This window comes from Aporhodopirellula rubra (assembly GCF_014192335.1).
Taxonomy (GTDB): Bacteria; Planctomycetota; Planctomycetia; order Pirellulales; family Pirellulaceae; genus Rhodopirellula; species Rhodopirellula rubra.
In genome coordinates, this window is the sequence record NZ_JACHXU010000015.1 from 53,629 (window position 1) to 71,695 (window position 18,067).

The 18,067-nt window shown below is 55.3% G+C and carries 13 protein-coding genes; 6 read left to right on the forward strand and 7 right to left on the reverse strand.

Annotation, left to right across the window (positions count from 1 at the left end; translation table 11 throughout):
• The first annotated feature begins 315 nt into the window (after window positions 1-315).
• Window positions 316-1,611 (forward strand): trans-sulfuration enzyme family protein, encoded by a 1,296-nt coding sequence (locus FHS27_RS19365; protein ID WP_246420237.1) that lies wholly within the window; start codon window positions 316-318, stop codon window positions 1,609-1,611.
• Complete coding sequence (locus FHS27_RS19370) at window positions 1,608-2,831, forward strand: trans-sulfuration enzyme family protein (RefSeq protein WP_184306529.1); 1,224 nt, start codon at window positions 1,608-1,610, stop codon at window positions 2,829-2,831. The genes FHS27_RS19365 and FHS27_RS19370 overlap by 4 nt, the downstream gene beginning before the upstream one ends.
• 90 nt (window positions 2,832-2,921) lie before the next feature.
• Here FHS27_RS19370 and FHS27_RS19375 read toward each other — a convergent pair whose 3' ends face one another.
• Both FHS27_RS19375 and FHS27_RS19380 read right to left on the reverse strand, forming a co-directional pair.
• Window positions 2,922-3,977, reverse strand: coding sequence for a transaldolase family protein (locus FHS27_RS19375; RefSeq protein WP_184306530.1), 1,056 nt, complete (start codon window positions 3,975-3,977; stop codon window positions 2,922-2,924).
• Between the two features lie 976 nt (window positions 3,978-4,953).
• Window positions 4,954-5,847: a metal-dependent hydrolase gene (locus FHS27_RS19380; RefSeq protein ID WP_246420239.1), complete on the reverse strand. Its 894-nt coding sequence runs from the start codon at window positions 5,845-5,847 to the stop codon at window positions 4,954-4,956.
• 298 nt (window positions 5,848-6,145) lie between these two features.
• Here FHS27_RS19380 and FHS27_RS19385 point away from each other — a divergent pair, with 298 nt between their 5' ends.
• A complete protein-coding gene (locus tag FHS27_RS19385; RefSeq protein WP_184306532.1) occupies window positions 6,146-6,847 on the forward strand; it encodes a CvpA family protein in 702 nt (233 codons plus the stop codon).
• Window positions 6,848-7,236: 389 nt separating this feature from the next.
• Here the strand turns inward: FHS27_RS19385 and FHS27_RS19390 are convergent, their stop codons facing one another.
• A complete protein-coding gene (locus tag FHS27_RS19390) occupies window positions 7,237-8,205 on the reverse strand; it encodes an acetyl-CoA carboxylase carboxyltransferase subunit alpha (protein WP_184306533.1) in 969 nt (322 codons plus the stop codon).
• Between the two features lie 3 nt (window positions 8,206-8,208).
• On the reverse strand, window positions 8,209-9,174 hold the full coding sequence (locus tag FHS27_RS19395) for a serine/threonine-protein kinase (RefSeq protein ID WP_184306534.1): 966 nt from the start codon (window positions 9,172-9,174) through the stop codon (window positions 8,209-8,211).
• Window positions 9,175-9,484: 310 nt separating this feature from the next.
• Between FHS27_RS19395 and FHS27_RS19400 the strand changes: the two genes are divergently transcribed.
• On the forward strand, window positions 9,485-10,198 hold the full coding sequence (locus tag FHS27_RS19400; RefSeq protein WP_184306535.1) for an NAD-dependent deacylase: 714 nt from the start codon (window positions 9,485-9,487) through the stop codon (window positions 10,196-10,198).
• Between the two features lie 111 nt (window positions 10,199-10,309).
• Here the strand turns inward: FHS27_RS19400 and FHS27_RS19405 are convergent, their stop codons facing one another.
• Together FHS27_RS19405 and FHS27_RS19410 are read right to left on the reverse strand one after the other, a co-directional pair.
• A complete protein-coding gene (locus FHS27_RS19405; protein WP_390854000.1) occupies window positions 10,310-11,770 on the reverse strand; it encodes a sulfatase in 1,461 nt (486 codons plus the stop codon).
• 141 nt (window positions 11,771-11,911) lie between these two features.
• Complete coding sequence (locus FHS27_RS19410) at window positions 11,912-13,756, reverse strand: NPCBM/NEW2 domain-containing protein (protein WP_184306536.1); 1,845 nt, start codon at window positions 13,754-13,756, stop codon at window positions 11,912-11,914.
• A gap of 437 nt (window positions 13,757-14,193) precedes the next feature.
• Here FHS27_RS19410 and FHS27_RS19415 point away from each other — a divergent pair, with 437 nt between their 5' ends.
• Window positions 14,194-14,967, forward strand: coding sequence for a leucine-rich repeat domain-containing protein (locus FHS27_RS19415; RefSeq protein WP_246420241.1), 774 nt, complete (start codon window positions 14,194-14,196; stop codon window positions 14,965-14,967).
• Between the two features lie 175 nt (window positions 14,968-15,142).
• On the opposite strand, the gene FHS27_RS19420 is transcribed toward FHS27_RS19415, so the two are convergent.
• Window positions 15,143-16,909, reverse strand: coding sequence for an NADPH-dependent assimilatory sulfite reductase hemoprotein subunit (locus FHS27_RS19420; protein ID WP_184306537.1), 1,767 nt, complete (start codon window positions 16,907-16,909; stop codon window positions 15,143-15,145).
• Window positions 16,910-17,082: 173 nt separating this feature from the next.
• Between FHS27_RS19420 and folD the strand changes: the two genes are divergently transcribed.
• Window positions 17,083-17,982, forward strand: coding sequence for a bifunctional methylenetetrahydrofolate dehydrogenase/methenyltetrahydrofolate cyclohydrolase FolD (gene folD / locus FHS27_RS19425; protein ID WP_184306538.1), 900 nt, complete (start codon window positions 17,083-17,085; stop codon window positions 17,980-17,982).
• Window positions 17,983-18,067 lie beyond the last annotated feature (85 nt).

Here is an 18,067-nt window from a genome sequence, read left to right on the forward strand (position 1 = left end):
GCTGATTGCAGGCGTTTGCCGGGATCTCGACGGGCGAATCCCACGCGGATCCCGCACGTCAGTCACGTCCGAATGGTTTCAATCGGACCGCCGTCATTGTAGGCCATCGCTAGTCTCGGCAAAGCGTAAGAGGTGGTGAACATCGCACAAATCTCTCGCGAATCCCTCCAAAACTTCCCTCAGAAAATCGCTTGCCCAAACGCTGGCAAGTAGCTAACCTGACCAACACTCTAGTCGGGATTCTTTGGAAACCCGGCTCGCAAACATGTAGGGATTTGCGGCCGCTTGCAGCCTCACTGCTAAAAAGCCATTGAAATGAAAACCAATTCGATTGAATCGGTGGGTACCACCGATTTGCTGACGTGCGTCAACACTGACCCGTGTTCTTCACCGGTCACTTCTGCATCCGAAACCGCTTTTTCGGGTCCTCCATCCACTGGCACCTCGACTCAGTGTGTTCACGGAGGAGAGCTTCGACAGAAATCCGAGGGGGCAATCGCGACCCCGATTTACTCTGCATCGACTTTCACGTTCGAATCGACTGACCAACTGCTGGATTTTGTCGAAGGACGCGAACAACGCGAAGAGTACGGCCGCTACGGCAACCCTAACGAACGGGTCGTCGAAGCCAAACTCGCTGCCCTCGAGGGCGCCGAGGACGCGATCCTGTACTCCAGCGGCATGGCAGCCATCGTCGGCCTTCTCATGAGCCGATTGTCGGCGGGCGACGAGATTGTATTTTTCGACCAATGCTATCACCGCAGTCGAGAATTTTGCTCGAAACACCTCGCTCGATTCGGTGTCGTGACCCGGCAAGTTCCCACGGGCGACTTTGCCGCCATGGAAGCTGCAATTTCCCCGAAGACGAAGATGCTCGTCTCGGAATCTCCCACCAACCCGCACTTGACGTGCGTGGACCTGGAACAGTTTGCGGCGATCGGCAAGGCACACGAGATTGAAACGTTGATCGATGCAACGCTCGCGACACCGTACAACCTAAAACCGATTGACTACGGTGTGGATTACGTACTGCATTCAGCAACCAAGTATCTCGGAGGGCATAACGACTTGCTCGCCGGCGTGATTTGTGGTCGACGTGAACTCCTCGATCCGGTTCGCGCACTACGTGGTTGCCTGGGAAGTGTGAGTTCGCCGCACAGCCTCTACCTGCTCGAACGAGGCCTGAAAACGTTCGCGCTTCGTATGGCACGACATAACGAAAACGGCCTCGCCGTCGCACAATTCCTCGAGAGTCACCCACGCGTTGACCGCGTTTACTACCCCGGCTTAGAATCGCATCCGACACACGCGATCGCTCGTGAGCAGATGAAAGGCTTTGGCGGCTTGATCACCTTCACGGTCAAAGACGCCGACTGGCGTGCGACGTCTCGCGTCGTCGATGCGGCCAAACTCGCTCGAATCGCACCGAGCCTCGGTGGTGTCGAATCGCTGATCGAGCAACCGCTGGTTATGAGCTACTTCGGCTACTCACCCGAACAACGCGAGTCGTTTGGGATCGCCGATAACATGATCCGATTCTCATGTGGAATCGAAGATTCCGCCGATCTGATCGCCGATCTGGACCAAGCTCTCGCGGCGTGCGACGTATGACCAAGAAAGCGCAGGGCGACTCCGACCGCGAGCCGCTTGCTCCAGGATTCCGCACAAGGGCCATCCATGTCGGCGGTGAAGTCGACCCGGCAACGGGTGCTGTCGTTCCACCGATACATTTCGCCAGCACGTTTCGCCAGCCTGGGGCAGGGCAGTGGGGCCAATACGATTACTCGCGGAGCGGCAACCCGACGCGCACAGCACTGCAATCAACCCTCGCATCGCTGGAAAGCGAAGGTACCCAGCACTGCGCCGGAGCCCTGGCATTCTCCACAGGCATGGCCGCAATCCATGCCGTGACCATGCTACTGCGGTCGGGCGACCATGTCGTCGCGGGCACCGATATCTACGGTGGTGCGTATCGGTTGCTACATCAAATCTGCGACGCCAGCGGCATTCGTGTCACGTTGGTCGACATGACCGATCTCGATGCGGTGGAAGCAGCGATACAGCCAGAGACAAAACTCATTTGGGGCGAAACTGTCGGCAACCCACGCCTGACCGTCCCCGATCTACCCGCAATCGCGAACATCGCGAAACGCCACGGAGTCATGACCGGCGTTGACAACACCTTCGGCACACCCGCGCTGATGCGTCCGTTGTCATGGGGAATCGATATCGTCATGCACTCGGCGACGAAGTACCTCGGCGGACACAGCGATTGCCTTGGCGGGACACTCGCGGTCGCCGATCGCGATCTACTCGATCGACTGTACTTCATCCAAAATGCAACCGGCGCGGTGCTGGACCCGATGAGCTGCTTCCTCGTCTCACGAGGCCTCAAAACATTGGACCTCCGCGTCCGTGAACAATCCGCTACCGCGATGCAACTGGCCACCTGGCTGGAATCACACGAGCGGGTTCGCACCGTCATCTACCCAGGCCTGGTATCACATCCACAATCAGAATTGGCCCACCGTCTATTCGACCAAGGCACACCAAATGATCACAAACGTTTTGGCGCGATGATCACCTTCGAACTAGATGGATCCCTTGAGACGGTTCGAGACGCCTGCCAAAACACTCGCCTCTTCCATCTCGCTGTTAGCTTGGGCGCTGTGGAATCGCTAATCGAACAACCCGCGACGATGTCACATGCATCGTACGCACCGGAAGACCGCGCCAAACACGGGATCACCGATTCATTAATCCGACTATCGGTCGGACTCGAAAACATCGACGACCTAAAGAACGACCTGCAACAAGCCTTTGGCGCGTAGGCGAAAGACATTCACCTTTCACGGATGCGTGACACGAACGAACGCCGGCATATCAACGCATGCCGACGCACGAACGCATGCTGAAACGGTCTAGGCGGTTGGTGACAACTCGCGACGTTTGTCCGAGATCAGCTTCAACAAAGCCCGCTGCGGTTTCACAAACTTATCAACGCCTTCCGCCATCAGAAATTCGTGCAGTTTCTGCGTATCAACCGCAGCGTCAATTTCGCTGAGGAGGTCATCGGCGGGCATGTCCTCAACAGTTCGCGTAAACGTCACATCGCTTTCAGCAATAGCTGCGTTGGTTTCCGGCGGGTTGGTTTGAATGTCACTTCCGGCGAGTGCGGCAACATACTTCCATGCCGGATCCTTAGGATCCTTCGTCCCTGTACTGGCAAAGATTAATTCCTGCTCGAGCGGTAAGCCTTTTTCTGCCCAGAACTCGCGGTTTTCTTTCCAAATGCGTTTCGCGTTGACAATGCCAACGAGACCTTGCGTCTTGTCTGAGAGCGAAACGTTCTTGCTGGTATAAACATCGATTCGCGAAATGAAGATGCTGTAAACCGATTTAAAGCGCGCCGGGTCAACTTTTCCGTTGACGCCACGCCAAATCGCTTCCCGAGCAGTGCGATATTGGTCGTCCGTGAAAATCAATGTCACGTTGAGCGTCACGCCCGCGGCGGCGAGCGGCTCAAGGGCACGCAACCCAGCAGGAGTAGCTGGCACCTTGATCATCCGATTGGTATGACCGGCGGACCACTTCAGCCCCAGTTCGACATACTTGGCCACAACATCGTCTTCCTTCAGGTTGAGCGACGGATCCTCCAACAGCGGATCGAGTTCGAAACTGACCCAACCCGCGTTTCCGTTGGTCGATTGGTGAATATCGGCAAATTTCGCTTCCGCTTCACTGACCAATTGGTCGGTCAGCGTCCACGCAATCTCTTCGTCTGTTTTGCCCTCAGCCAACATCGACTCGATCTGCGAATCGCGACCACCGGCGGCAATGATGCCGGAAATAATGGCCGGATTACTCGTCGCTCCAACCGCGCCATACGCCAGGTTTTTGTCGACCTCCGCCGGTTCGACTGAGTCGAGATAGAGTTTCGTGCCAGTGTCGATTAGAGATTTTAGCGGGGTGGACATGAATCAACCTTACAGTTCAAAGTCAAAAAATATGTATCGGACAGCGTGTATCAGACAAGGCGCGACCGCCTTTCGGACCGGAAACTCTGGCAACTTCAGCGACCGCAAAACAAACAGTCGATTGTCAACAAACAGCACCGCCAACCGAAATATCGAACCCTTCGAATTTTCAGCATACCGTGTTCCGAAATCCATCACAGCCGGCATAGTAATTGGGCCGCAAATAGCACTCAACGTTTTGTGACTCGATAACGAAATAGCGACACTTCCAGCCTCAAAACGCTGCGTGTGAAAATTGAGCGTGAACGATTGTCGGCACAACTTTCATGCTGCTGTGAAAACGGACGACGAGTCACCTACCACACCATCACCACAAATTCACGGGGACAGCGACAAATTCGCGGGGCAGGGCAGGGCGGTTCCATAAATACGCCGACAAATCTCCAACTGCTCATCGCTAAGAAAGCAAGTCGCCAGATACTCCTATCAATTCAGCATCTCTGGGCGGGCACGCTGGGAAACCTCCCTTCAACTCGCTAACACCATTGCCTTGCAAAAAAATACTGATAATACCGCTGCGATGCGCGAGACAACCGCTCGACAAGCGGCCGATTGCGATACACGCGGCGAATGTCCACAACGAGGCTAGCAACGCTTTCTTTTAAAAACGCGCTCCCATCCATTTGGCTACCCACGACTTCAGGCAAAGCCCCCGCATCCGATGCGACGCATTAGCGATCGCTCGAAAAGATTGCGAAATCGCCGCGTCTGGAATCAAACTTCCGACCAATAATCGATAGTGTTTCGTCACTGACCGCATCCATGCCATCGGCCCACAATCTGATATCCGAATTGGGACCATTAAACTGCCACTGCCTTTCCGCACGAGCAACATTGCTCTGCACTAGAGCTGCTTCGATCACCATTCGCATTCGCTGATTACTAGGCTTCGTGCCAGCGTCTGCCGAGACCGAGCTTAAAAAGCGCCAGCATCGCTAGACCAGGGCAGAGCAGGGTGGGCTGGCGGAACCGCAACACGCTGCGAATCCGACGGCGCCGCTTCCCAATAGTTGTTCGGAGCATAGCCAGGAGCCTGCTGCGTTGGGGCAGGGTAGGGCGGCACGGAATAGGAACCGCCTGGTTGGGGATAAACGGGGGCTTGCGATTCAGGAAACAGCGACGGCCCCGGAATCATATATCGCTCACGATCCAGTCGCACACGCTGACGGAGTCGGTCAAGAATCCCGTGATCACCCCAAGCGAGATAACACAGCAAAACGAGCTTGCCCCACACGGACACATTCGCCCACCAATCCTTCCCGAAAAATTTCAATGCCGTTCCGAATGATTTTTTGACGCGCATTCGTCCACGGCTGAAATCCAAGCTCCAAATTTCATCCAAAATCAAATGAGTCAGAAAACCGATTAACACCGCGAGCGATTTGTAAACACGAATCGCCTCGCTCGGACACGGCATGATTAAATAGGCGCCCAATCCAGCGACCAGCGCCGCCGGGATACTATGCCACATCCCGCGATGCACCGTGTAACGCCGAAAGAATTCGACAGCGACAAAACGGATTCCGACGTAAACCAACATCGCCGCCAACGCCATCGATTCATGCGAGAGCCCCATGTCGCGAAACCGATCGATCATCAACATCGGCGCGATCGCAGCCATGAAGAGACTCGTCTCTCGCAGCGGAACGCCCGAATCTGAATCGAGATCCGGAAGCATCCCCGCAACACTGCACAAGCCACCCGCCAGCAACCCACTTTCGAGTGACATTCCCTGAGTGGCCACGCCCCAATAACCGTAGGCAACACCCACCATCGTGCTCGTCGAGATATGGGTTTTGAAGCCAGCCAAGGGAGACGACGGGGATGAGGGAAAAATTGAGACAGTGAAGGCCGCGCCTGCACAGGCAGCGAGCGAGCGGAGCAGGGAAGGGCGGTCGAAAAACTTTTCCCCGATCAGCCACACTTCGACATAGCAAAAACGCTCCCATCGACGCCACCTCGGAAATATCGCGTCAATATCAACGCCCAGAATCAGCACAATTCAACAGCAATTTTTTTGCTCTTCGCCCTACTCCGCTGACTTTGCTACAAGCGACAAATTAATAACGCCTGTCCATCACGCTTATTTCATCGGCAGATCCGGTCCAGTGCAAACTTACGACATCTTGATGGCGATCGTTTTGATCGGCGCGATGCTGTTTGGCGCCATTAAAGGATTCGCTTGGCAACTCGCCTCGATCGCTTCGATCGTTGTCAGTTACGCCGTCGCGTATCACTACCGCGAACCATTCAGCCAGAACATCCATGCCGAACCGCCGTGGAACCGTTTTCTGGCAATGCTGATTTTGTACGTTGGGACATCCTTAGTGATTTGGGTCGCTTTCCGGATGATCGGCGGAACGATTGATCGGATGAAATTGAAGGAATTTGACCGTCAGATCGGCGCACTTTTCGGGCTCGGCAAAGGCGCGATTTACTGCACGCTGATCACGCTGTTCGCCGTGACGCTGCTCGGCGACCGCACTCGATCGGCGATCATCGAAAGCCGCAGCGGCCACTGGATCGCGCAGCTGCTCGATCAATCCGATGCGATCATGCCTGAGGAACTCGCCTCGGTCGTCCGCCCTTACCTCGATCAATTCGAATCGAAATTCAATCCCGCCGGTCCACTCCAACCGTGGCTGGGCGAAGCCCAAAGCCCACCCCCAACGACTCGATTTCCCGCATGGCAACCGGAACCAAATCCGGCCTGGGCGGCAGGCCAAAACGCAGCCTCGAACTCGATCCAAAATTTCGCCCCAACACCACAGTGGCAACAAGCATCCGGCGCCGCCCCGTGGCAACAATAACGCCCGCCACCAACCGACCGAAACTCAACAGGGCAGCAGCAACACCGCTCACCACTTCGGCACACGGCCAAGCTCAATCGACACTCGACGGACCGAAACAAGATCGCCACTGAGCCCACGCCAAACCGTACCGAGAAGCAACTCCCACAACGACACGACAGCGAGTCGCAGACAGGGAAGCGAGATCCACGAAACGCCTAAAACCATCGTTTTAGACGGATCGAATACAACATAAGAGGCATTATCGGACGTTGCGGGGCGGTAAGAATCCGCTTAGAAACCTGCTCCCATGGCCCCGCGACCGCTCGCTCGAAGAGCCATCTCGAGCGAGCGTTGGCTCGCAAGCCGCTCGAGATCACGACGCGATTGAGCCATCGCCTGAGCCTCCGTCACTGCGGCTCGCCGCCTTCTAAGAAGACGCCGATTCGGCGGAACTTTTCATAGCGAGCTTCGACCAATTCATCGATCGGCTGAGCGTCCAACTCGGCGAGCTGATTCGACAGATAAGTCTTCATCCGAGTCGCCATTTGATGGTGGTCACGATGAGCGCCGCCGAGCGGTTCTTCGAGCACATCGTCGACGATCCCGAGCCGCTTCAAATGATCGCTGGTGAACCGCAACGCGGCCGCCGCCTTGGGAGCGTGCTCGTGACTCTTCCACAGAATGCCGGCACAGCCCTCCGGGCTGATCACGCTGTAGTAAGCGTGTTGCATCACGGCGACGCGATCGCCGACTCCGATGCCCAATGCGCCACCTGAGCCGCCTTCTCCGATTACAACGCAAATAATTGGAGTCTTGAGTCGACTCATCAAAAACATGCTCTCAGCGATGACCTGGGCCTGCCCACGTTCCTCGGCGCCGATTCCGGGATACGCACCGGGTGTATCGATGAAACAGATCACGGGGAGTTTGTACTTTTCGGCGAGTTTCATCCTCAGCATCGCCTTCCGGTATCCCTCCGGATGAGCGCAACCGAAATGACAGGCGGCGCGTTCTTTGTACGTCCGACCTTTTTGATGCCCGATCACCATCACCTTAAAACGGTCCAGCTTCGCGAAGCCTGACAACATGGCGCGATCATCACCATAAGTCCGGTCACCATGCAGCTCAACGAATTCGTCGAATGCAAGGTTCAGGTAATCTCGCGTGTAGGGACGATTCTTGTGCCGCGCAACTTGCACGGTCTGCCACGAATCGAGCGAACCGTAAGTTTCTTTCAGCTTGGTAACGCGAGCGAGACGGAGCGAACGGATCGCCGACTCGATCTCACCATTGCGATCGGTTGTCCGCTCCAACGACGCGATCTTGTCTTCAAGATCCGCGATCTCATATTCAAATTCTAATCCTGGGCCAGCCATCGTTTAGCCTTTCTCTTTCTTGTCTTTGTCTTCAATGTCGTAGTTTCCGTCGGGACGTTTAATCATGTCCTCGGCTGACTTCATTCCGCCCATGTCATCGAACACGCTCTCCTCCGGCACTCTCGGCCGCTTCTTCCAAACCTGGATAGCACGGAACTCCTTCAAGAACTCCCACACCGAATCAGGACGATCGTCAGGTTTCTTCGCCATCAATCGCTTGGTCATCGACGCAAACTCGGTCGTCACGTTGTCGTTGTAAACGATCGGACTCGGGATCGACGCTGTGAGGTGCTTCGATAACAAATCGTTCGGCGTTTGTCCGGTGAACGGCGGTTTGCCGGTAACCAATTCGAACAGCACGCAACCGAACGAATAAATGTCACTCCGTTCGTCGCACAACTTGCCTCGAATTTGTTCGGGCGACATGTAACTCCGTGTGCCCTGCACGGTCTTTGCCTTGTAGAACATCTTCTTCAATCCCGTGCGTTTGGGCTCGGCGATCGTGAAGTCAATGAGTTTGGTTTCACCGTCGCGGGCAACGAGATAATTGTCCGGCTTGATATCGCGGTGAATCCAATTCTTGGTGTGCATGTAATAGAGGCCTTCGGCGGCCTGCTCGATAATCTTGTCCAACATGAACGCGAGCGAATCCGGCCCCTTGCGAAGCGCCTGCTTCATGTTCAATTCGCTGAACAATTCCAGCACCAAATAAGGTCGCCCCTTGTCGGTTTGATGGTCGAGCACTTTGATGATTCGTGGACTCGCGAGTGCCTTGCCCACGTTGTACTCGTGCTTGAGCAACGCCAATTCACTCTTGTCCTCAGCGCAACTCGCCCGCAACACCTTCAACGCGTACCGCTTGTTATCCGAACTCGTTTCATCGATCGCCTCCCAAACTTCAGCGGTAGACCCCACCCGGATCAATCGGGCGAGTCGGTACGGACCGAGAAAATCGCGGGATTTGGACATTAGGCAGCTACGCGGGAGAGAAGTCGGAAAACGCGGATTAGGCAGAATTTGCCGCTGCATGATAGCTCAACTGCCCCCGCTAACGAAAGGGAAGAGACCACGCCCCCCACACCACCGGTGAAAACAGTCGCGAACCTAGGCTCCCAAGTCGCCTCTGTCCTTGTCGATCGCCTCCGTATTTCGCAGACGGCCCTCGCCGCACTCGCGTTTTATCCTCGTGGCCATGAATCGTTAGACTGGATTTCGTCCACCAAAATCAATTTTTGACCACCCTACCCTGCCCCGACTTTTGCCTCCTGCGGCACGCCAAATGAACATTCTCGTCCTCACCGGTGCTGGTATTTCTGCCGAATCAGGAATCCCTACCTTCCGAGACGCCAACGGCCTGTGGGAAGGTCACGCGGTCGAAGAAGTCGCGACGCCCCAAGGGTTTGCCAGTAACCCAGTGCTCGTCCATCAGTTCTACAACGAACGACGGCGGGCATTGCGATCCGCTGAAATTCAGCCCAACGCGGCCCACATTGCATTGGCGGAATTCGAACAAAAACACACCGCTCGATCCGCGGGCGACTTCCTCATCGTCACTCAAAACATTGATGACCTGCACTTTCGGGCGGGCAGTCGCAATGTCCTGCCGATGCACGGCGAACTCTTCAAGGTGCGCTGTCTCTACTCAAACAAAATCTTCGATTGGAAATACGACCTCAGCACCGAAACGCTCCATCCCGATGATCCAGCCAATGAAGAACTGCGTGGCTGCCTCCGTCCCCATGTGGTCTGGTTCGGCGAAGTCCCGATCGGATTGGACAGGATCGAAAACGCCGCCTCCAACGCGGACGTCTTTATTGCCGTCGGAACCTCAGGACTCGTCTATCCCGCTGCCGGGATCGTCCAACTGACCAAACCAACCTGCCGCAAGATCGAAGTCAATCTCGGCGACACTCCCGCATCCGACGCATTTGATGAATGCCGTCACGGAAAAGCGGGCGAAATCCTTCCACAACTGCTCGCCGAAATCGAATAACCCGGCCGCCGGACTCGAAAAGCAAACCCGCGATAACCAACGTGAGCGGCCACTCGCATCCCGACCGCCCTGCCCTCCCCCGCGCGTCGCCTCGCATCAGCAACCTCGAGGCTAGTTTTTCCTTACCAGCCGTTCCTGCAGCACTGCATTGAGCCGACTCACGACATCGGGATTCTCTTTCGCCACGTTCGACAATTCCAATGGGTCGACCCGGTGGTCGTATAGCTCCGCAAAACCATCTTTGTGGACAACCAATCGGTACGCGTCGGTGCGAATCGTATTTGCCTTGCCATAAGAAATCGCTACGTGTCCGTCCCGACTTGGGTTTCGCAAAATCTCACCCAGAGAAACGCCACTCGTGGCCTCCGGGGCCGATTGAGACACCGCCAGCTCACAGAGAGTCGGAAATAGATCAATCGACTCCACCACCGCGTTGGTAGAGATCCCTTCCTCTACCTGCCCGGGAGCACGAATGATGAGAGGCGATCGCAGGTCGTCTTCAAACAAAGCGTGCTTGCCCCAAATCGCGTGCTCACCCAAGTGCCAACCGTGATCCCCCCACAACACGACAATCGTCGACTCACTCAACCCGAGCCGATCGAGCTCGTCGAGAACACAACCAACGTTGCGATCAGCGTAGGTCACGCACGCGGCATAGTGTTTACGAACGGCGATAGCGAATTCACTATCTTGGTTCGGATCCTTGCCCCATCGGTGGTATCTCATGAATTCACCCGATCGATGCCACGTCGTTCTCCCATCTGGTTTTGCGACGTTGCTGATCAGGGGCAACACCGCGTCACGATAGGGTTCCATATCTCGCTCCGGCGCACCGAATGGTAAATGCGGACGAATAAAACCGACGGCGAGAAAGAACGGTTTACTCTCGGCGTCGGATGCCAAAATGTTGAGTTGTTCCAACGAAGTCTCGGCGACGAGATCATCCGGATAACGGTCACTCTCATTGGGCGCAGACTGAAACACATCCATTTCAGTCGGTTCAACGCGGATCTCACCATTGGCCAGCCCGTGCATCGCCCCGCGTGGATGCTGCCAAGGTCCCGTTGGCATCAAATGCCGATCCCAATCACCAGGCATTTCAATGACTTGGTCATCATCCCAATCTTTCCCACCACGACCACCGGGATGATGCGAAACCTTGCCTATAGACACCGTCGTGTACCCACGGTCACGAAACCAACGCGGCATGCTTGACGCGACGGACTCAGGCGTCTTTTCGATGCGTTCAGCCCGCTTGAACAGCGCATCATTACCGGCGTCACCGTACTGCCCGGTCAACATCGCATAACGGGATGCACCGCACGTAGGTGCCTGAACATAGTGCCTGTCGAATCGACAGCCCTGCCCCGCTAACCGATCAATGTTCGGAGACTGTATGTAGTCCACCCCGTAGCAATTCAATTCCGGACGCAAATCATCCACGCAAATCAACAGCACGTTCCGACGGTCCTCGGACACACCGTTTGATGACCAACCGAGGCAGAGCACCGCGAGCATCAAGGTTCCGTGGAGCACACAAACGAAACGAAAACGGTCATTCCTAGAACGCATCTTCACCGAATCCTAAACAAGACGAATTTAAACCGACGAACGCCCGATCATAGTCAACCAGTAACGTCGATCGACACGAAAATCCGCCTGCAGAATACCAAAGCAAAACACACGCGTGTGGAAGCAATCTCAGCGGTGAAATCACCGGTCGGAGTCGTCTCGTGGCGTTCTCGACAACAACGGCTCAACCCAAACACCCCAATCACCGCCCCCGCCATTGCCACCATCGGTGACCATCAACGACAGGGTGCTCACATCGCTGACGTCCAAATCAAACGTACCGCCCTGCCCTGCCCCGACACCACGTGAACTCCATATCATTTGGCCATCGCCAACAATTTGAAAGTCGACTTTCCCAGAGTGCCCGTTCTGCATGCCAAATTTTCCTGACAAGCGTTTCCATTGTCGATCGATTCGGTAGACGTGTGACGATGGCGCGTGAGCGTAGATTCCCTCTGCATAATATTGCCCACCGATCGACAATAGCCTCGATGGCTCTGGCACCGAATCATAGGTGGGACTCAACCAACCGACACTCTCGGAGATCGGTATCAGTTTTGATAACCCGATCGATGAGACCCCCGAATCAAGATCATCAACACTCACTGAGGTCGGCTTCTCGACGTCGCGAAAACGATCGAGGACTTGGCGTCCGATCTTCATCAGCGATTCATCGCCAGATGCCGCCGTCGCCAAGTCAACCTCCGCCTCTTCAAGCTTCGATCTCCGTATGGAATCAACCATCGCCGCCAACTCCAACTCAACCCGAATCGCTGAAAGATCGGGCTGACCACTCCGCTCGACACGGTAAAAAAAGGAGCGCACACTTGTCGCTCCATTCACATGACAAACGGTCAACCGCAACTCCCCGTCACCAACACGCAAGTTCCCCGATTGCATCGCGAATCTCCCACGGTCATCGGGAACCGCCGTGGCGGTGGTCGCATCATAGTCGCCTCCACCGCGCGGATCGAAATAGGCCACCACGCCATGAACCGGGACATCCGCTTGCACCATGCCGTGGACCCGAATTTGGCTCTTCTCACCGGCGACAATACGAAGCTTCGGCCATCGCGTTGCCGGACGCTTTTTCACGTCTCCGGTCATTCGCCGATTAAACACCGGATGGGCAGCCAAACGCAGGGCATGTGCCTGAGTTAAAAACGTCCCTCGCCCTTCGCCACGCAACTCCTGCGCGTACGTTCGGTTCCCCGCCCCCATTAACGCGGTTCCTCGAACCGATTCGTCTCTCCGCTGGCGACAATGGGGCAGCGACAACGCATGACCGAGTTCGTGAATCACACCGCCAATGAAGATGCTGTTATGGCGACCGATCGTGATATCGCCATACTCACCGTCGCGTATCGGAGTGAGATCTCGAAACCGAAGCGGGTCGAGAATTTCTGAATCACATTGCCACGCCGTTCCTGATAAATGAGACCCGCCACCATAGTAAGGACTGTGATGTGAGATCGTGCCACCAACGGGATCGTAGTCCATCAGATTGCAGAACAGCAAAATCACCGATTCGTTCGGCGCAATTCCTCTTTCTCGTAGCACCGGCACGACTTCGTCACGGATCCGACCACCATCACTTTTTCCATAATCACCGCCCTGCCCTGCCCCGACGACGTCGATGACCTCTACCTCGTCACGATCGTTTCGCAGCACGGCCATCGCTCGTTCACGAAACCCATGTCGACGGAGTTCGCGTTCGTAGAATCCAGCGGTCTCTTCGACGATGCGACGGATCCGCGCCACATGGTTAGTTGCCGGTTGCCGATCCGCCGGAGTGAAATAAACAGCAACAACCTGCCCCGGTGAGTCAATCGCACCACTTTCTGTGGAATCCGCAATCCTCGCCTCTGACTGCTGAATCCCATCGGCATCGGCAAACGCTGCCAACGGCAGAACCGCAGCCTCGGCAGAAAAAGCTCTCTGGCCGATTACGCAAAATAGGAACAGGAAACAATACCATCGCGTCATGATCGCTCCATTGTTTATTGCGCCGAAACGCGACAACTTTTACCGACGGCAGGTCATTCTCAAAACCGACCAAAATACCTCGGTAACGTGGAGAGGTCGGTAACGTGGAGAGGAATGTCACCGCCTGAATTTGGTTGCACCCGTGTACACCTGCGTGAGTTTTGCCCGCCAGTACAAACGCTCATATATCACCCCTCTAAAGACAAGGTACCTACGCACAATATCACACCAAACAAACCACCCAAACAGGCGGTGCAAAAACGCGACGCCGTTGAAACATGACGTACTTTGCTTCAAACACGGATCAGGCACTCTGTTTTGCTCGCAATAACAAGAACGTTCGTATAAAACGATTACCACCGAACCTGTCATTTTGTACGTTTTCTAGCAGGTTTTCCTTCTATAGTTTCCCTTATTAGAAAAATTGTAGGCGACCGATGTCAAAAATTCCTGCCAAATATCTACCTGGCAAATTCTCGCTAGCGTCGTGGCCAGCTTGGATCCAAATGGTTGTCGCCTGTTTCGCAGGCGCTCTCTTCGGGGGATACGCAGCCTCCACAGCCGCTATCTCCAAACAAGAACAATCAGCCCAACGTCAGATGGTGTCGAGCTCGATGGATCACTTCATCAAACTCGGCGGTGAAATCATTCGCCAGCCCGACTCGGTTTCCGACGAAGGACTTCCCGTCATTAGCAAACTCGGCTTTTACGCAATCGAAAGCCGATACCGTCTCCAACAGGCGATCTTCTGTGGCGGCAGTTTTGGCGATATTCGCCAACTCGATTTTGCCCCTCTCGGCGCCAACAAGGTCGGAGCGGGAATCGTTGACGGTAACGTCCTCAAAGTCATCGCGAGAAACTTCCCCAATGTGGAATACCTCGACGTTTCGCATTGCGACGTTACCGAATTGGCTCCGATTCAGAACATGAAGAATGTTCACATCCTCAAGATCCTCAACAACCCCATCGAGTATGCCGAGTTGCAAGGATTCAGACAGTTAGACAGCGTCACCGAACTTTGGGTCGGATGGCCGGATCCCAAACTGGATTCAGATAGTCTCTATCGAAACCTGGAAGTCCGTAAAACGATGCTGCAGTCGATCGCGGAGATGAAGAATCTGAAAAAGCTGTACCTTTTCGACATGCGTTTGCGTGAGAGCGAACGCAAACTGCTAGAGAAATTTGAGGTCATCAACGCTCGCATGAACTAGCGCTTTTGGCAGCAGGACCTGCCGTGCGGTGCCAATACAACAATGAAATCAGCCGCCGTTTCCCATAAGGAAGACCGCGGAAACATCCCATGCGTTCGATTTCAAATTGCGTGATTTCATTCATCACGCATATCAGAATCTTTACTACGTCAAACGATGCTGATCAGCCGACGTCCTAAGGACGCGGAGCGGCTTCGGCCAATTCAGCGAGCTTCTCGACACCGACGCGGGCGCAAAAATCGCCGAACGATTCCGTGCCTTCTCGATTGGCTTTGAACGCAGCGAAGAGGCCGATCATTTCGTCCACAACTTCGTCGTCCTTCACCGCGTCTTTGTAAATTTCGGCCAATCGGTTTCCGAGCCAACCGCCGCCGGTGAACAAGGTGTACTTCCCGACCGCTTTTCCAACCAACGCGAGGTCGGCGTTGTAGGGACGAGCACATCCGTTGGGACAGCCGGTCATGCGAATCGTAAACCGCTCGCCCGACAGCCCTAACTTGGCCAACGGTTCTTCGATCGAATCGATCAGGCTGGGCAATCGTCGCTCACTCTCGGTAATCGCGAGTCCGCACGTCGGCAACGCTACGCAGGACATGGACCAACGACGCACCGTGCTGGTTTGCTCGGTCGTTGGGATTCCGTGTTCCCGAATGATTTCGATCAGCCGATCTTTCTCACCCTCTTCGATGTCACAAAAGATGATGCTTTGATGGCCGGTAAACCGGATTTCACGATTGAATTCGGCGCAAATCTTCCGGAACGCGGTTTTGAACTGAGTCTTTTCGTTGTCGTAGAGTCGGCCGTTTTCGACGTTGAGGCCGTACGACCATTTCCCATCACCTTGAGCTTGCCAGCCCATGTGGTCGTCGAATCCGTGTACGTCGTCTTCCGTGCAATCAGCGAGTTTTTCGCCGAAGACGGTTTCAACTTCCGATCGAAAACGCTCGATTCCCCAATCAGCGATGAGGTATTTCATCCGGGCAACCTTTCGATCGCTTCGATTTCCATTGTCGCGTTGAACAATGATCACCGCTTTGGCAACATCGATTGCTTGCTCGGGCGTCACAAACGCCATCCGCTTGGCCAACGCCGGGAAAGTCTTTTTCGCACTCGGTGTACGTCCCATGCCACCGCCAACGGTCACGTTGTAACCGATGATCTTTTCATCACGGACGACGGCGATGAAACCGAGATCCTGAGTATAGATGTCGATGCAGTTGTCTTCGGGCAGAGCGATACCGACTTTGAATTTGCGTGGCAAATAGGTCGGGCCGTACAACGGTTCGTCGATGACGGGGTTGCTGCTCGAATTCGGTTCGCCACCGTCGGCCAGCGATTTTTCGCCGGTATCCGGGTCGGTGATCCACAATTCGTGATACGCAGGCGTTTGTGGGGCCAATGCGGTCGTCAGTTCGTCAGTGAACTGTTCCAATTGAGCATGGATCGGTCCTACCCGTTTGGCCGGGCAGCACATGATGTTTCGGTTGACGTCACCGCAGGCGGCGAGCGATGACAATCCGCATTCATTGACCCGCTTGATGACTTCCCGAAGATCCGATTTAAGAATCCCGTGGAGTTGCAGTGTCTGGCGGGTCGTGATTTTCAGCGTTGAGTTGCCGAGTTCGTCACACATATCGAGATGGGCAACGAGTTGGTCCGACGTCAATCGACCACCCGGGATACGACAACGCAGCATCATCGAATACGCTTTGCCGCCGCCACTCTTTTTCAGTTTGATCCGCATATCGCGGTCATCTTGCTGATAACTGCCGTGAAATTTCAGCAGTTGCAGGTTGTCGTTATTGAAATGGTCGACCGGATCCTGAAGTTCTTGATCGATCGTCCCCATCAAATAATTGCTCTCCTGCTTGATCTTTTCGACCGCGCTGAGTTTGATCGGAGCCTCAACAGGGGTGCTGGAATCGGGAGCGTCGGTAGACATCGAGAGGAAAATCCTGTGTATTTTGCGTCCGGTCGTTCGACCGTTTTTGAGCGAAACGTGTGCAGTCGTCCACCTGCGACGGTGCGACTGGGCGTCTAGTTATAACGATTGGGCGAAGATCTCACTACGTCGAACTCAAAACTCCCTAGTTTTCCCAAACTGAAAGATTGATCATGCCCGCAACACGGCTCGATGGCAAGAAAATCGCACTCGAAATCCGAGCAGAAGTCGCTAAGGCGGTGGAGCAGTTTGTCGCCGAGGGGAACGCACCGCCAAAACTGGCCGCCGTCCTTGTAGGAGAAGACCCAGCCAGCCAGGTGTATGTTCGCAATAAAGAGCGGGCGTGCGAAAAAACCGGCATCGCCAGCCAACTCGATCGGCTGCCCGCGTCGACGTCACCGACCGAACTTCTAGAACGAATCGACCAACTCAACCGTGATCCCTCGGTCAACGGGATCCTCGTCCAGCTTCCCCTCCCCCAACCCACCGGCGACGGCCCGGCCCTGGATGAGCGGGCGGTTCTCGACGCCGTCGACCCGATCAAGGATGTCGATGCCTTTTCGCCAATCAACGTCGGATTGTTAATGCAGGGTCGGCCTCGTTTCCTGCCATGCACCCCACACGGCATCGTGCAAATGCTTCATCGGTGCAATATCGCAACCGCCGCGAAACACGTCGTCGTGGTCGGACGCAGCGAAATCGTTGGCAAACCGATGGCCATGATGCTGGCCCAAAAAGACGGTTCCTGCGGGCCCGAAACGGCCAACGCCACCGTCACGATCGCTCACAGCCGGACCAAGAACCTGAAAGAGATCTGTCTTTCGGCCGATATTCTGATCGCCGCAGTCGGTCGCCCCGAAATGATCCGCGGCGACATGATCCAGCCCGGCGCCGTCGTTGTTGACGTCGGAATCAATCGCGTCGAAGATCGCTTGGTCGGCGACGTCGCATTTGACGAAGCGGCAGAAGTCGCGTCGGCGATCACGCCGGTTCCCGGTGGCGTTGGTCCACTGACGATTGCCATGTTACTGCACAACACCCTGTTGGCAGCAAAACTGCAAGCCGCGAAATAACGGTCGCATCACGATGCCACCGGAAATGAGGCCGCCGGAGCCGAAACTGCTGCGACGGCTGGAAATTCATCGTTCTCAGCCTAGC

Bases quoted from the DNA above. Each gene is read 5' to 3' on its own strand.
- folD (WP_184306538.1), top strand. From the start codon at position 17,083: ATGCCCGCAACACGGCTCGATGGCAAGAAAATCGCACTCGAAATCCGA.
- FHS27_RS19395 (WP_184306534.1), bottom strand. From the start codon at position 9,174: ATGTCCAAATCCCGCGATTTTCTCGGTCCGTACCGACTCGCCCGATTG.
- FHS27_RS19410 (WP_184306536.1), bottom strand. From the start codon at position 13,756: ATGACGCGATGGTATTGTTTCCTGTTCCTATTTTGCGTAATCGGCCAG.
- FHS27_RS19375 (WP_184306530.1), bottom strand. From the start codon at position 3,977: ATGTCCACCCCGCTAAAATCTCTAATCGACACTGGCACGAAACTCTAT.
- FHS27_RS19420 (WP_184306537.1), bottom strand. From the start codon at position 16,909: ATGTCTACCGACGCTCCCGATTCCAGCACCCCTGTTGAGGCTCCGATC.
- FHS27_RS19365 (WP_246420237.1), top strand. From the start codon at position 316: ATGAAAACCAATTCGATTGAATCGGTGGGTACCACCGATTTGCTGACG.
- FHS27_RS19390 (WP_184306533.1), bottom strand. From the start codon at position 8,205: ATGGCTGGCCCAGGATTAGAATTTGAATATGAGATCGCGGATCTTGAA.
- FHS27_RS19415 (WP_246420241.1), top strand. From the start codon at position 14,194: ATGTCAAAAATTCCTGCCAAATATCTACCTGGCAAATTCTCGCTAGCG.
- FHS27_RS19400 (WP_184306535.1), top strand. From the start codon at position 9,485: ATGAACATTCTCGTCCTCACCGGTGCTGGTATTTCTGCCGAATCAGGA.
- FHS27_RS19405 (WP_390854000.1), bottom strand. From the start codon at position 11,770: ATGCGTTCTAGGAATGACCGTTTTCGTTTCGTTTGTGTGCTCCACGGA.
- FHS27_RS19370 (WP_184306529.1), top strand. From the start codon at position 1,608: ATGACCAAGAAAGCGCAGGGCGACTCCGACCGCGAGCCGCTTGCTCCA.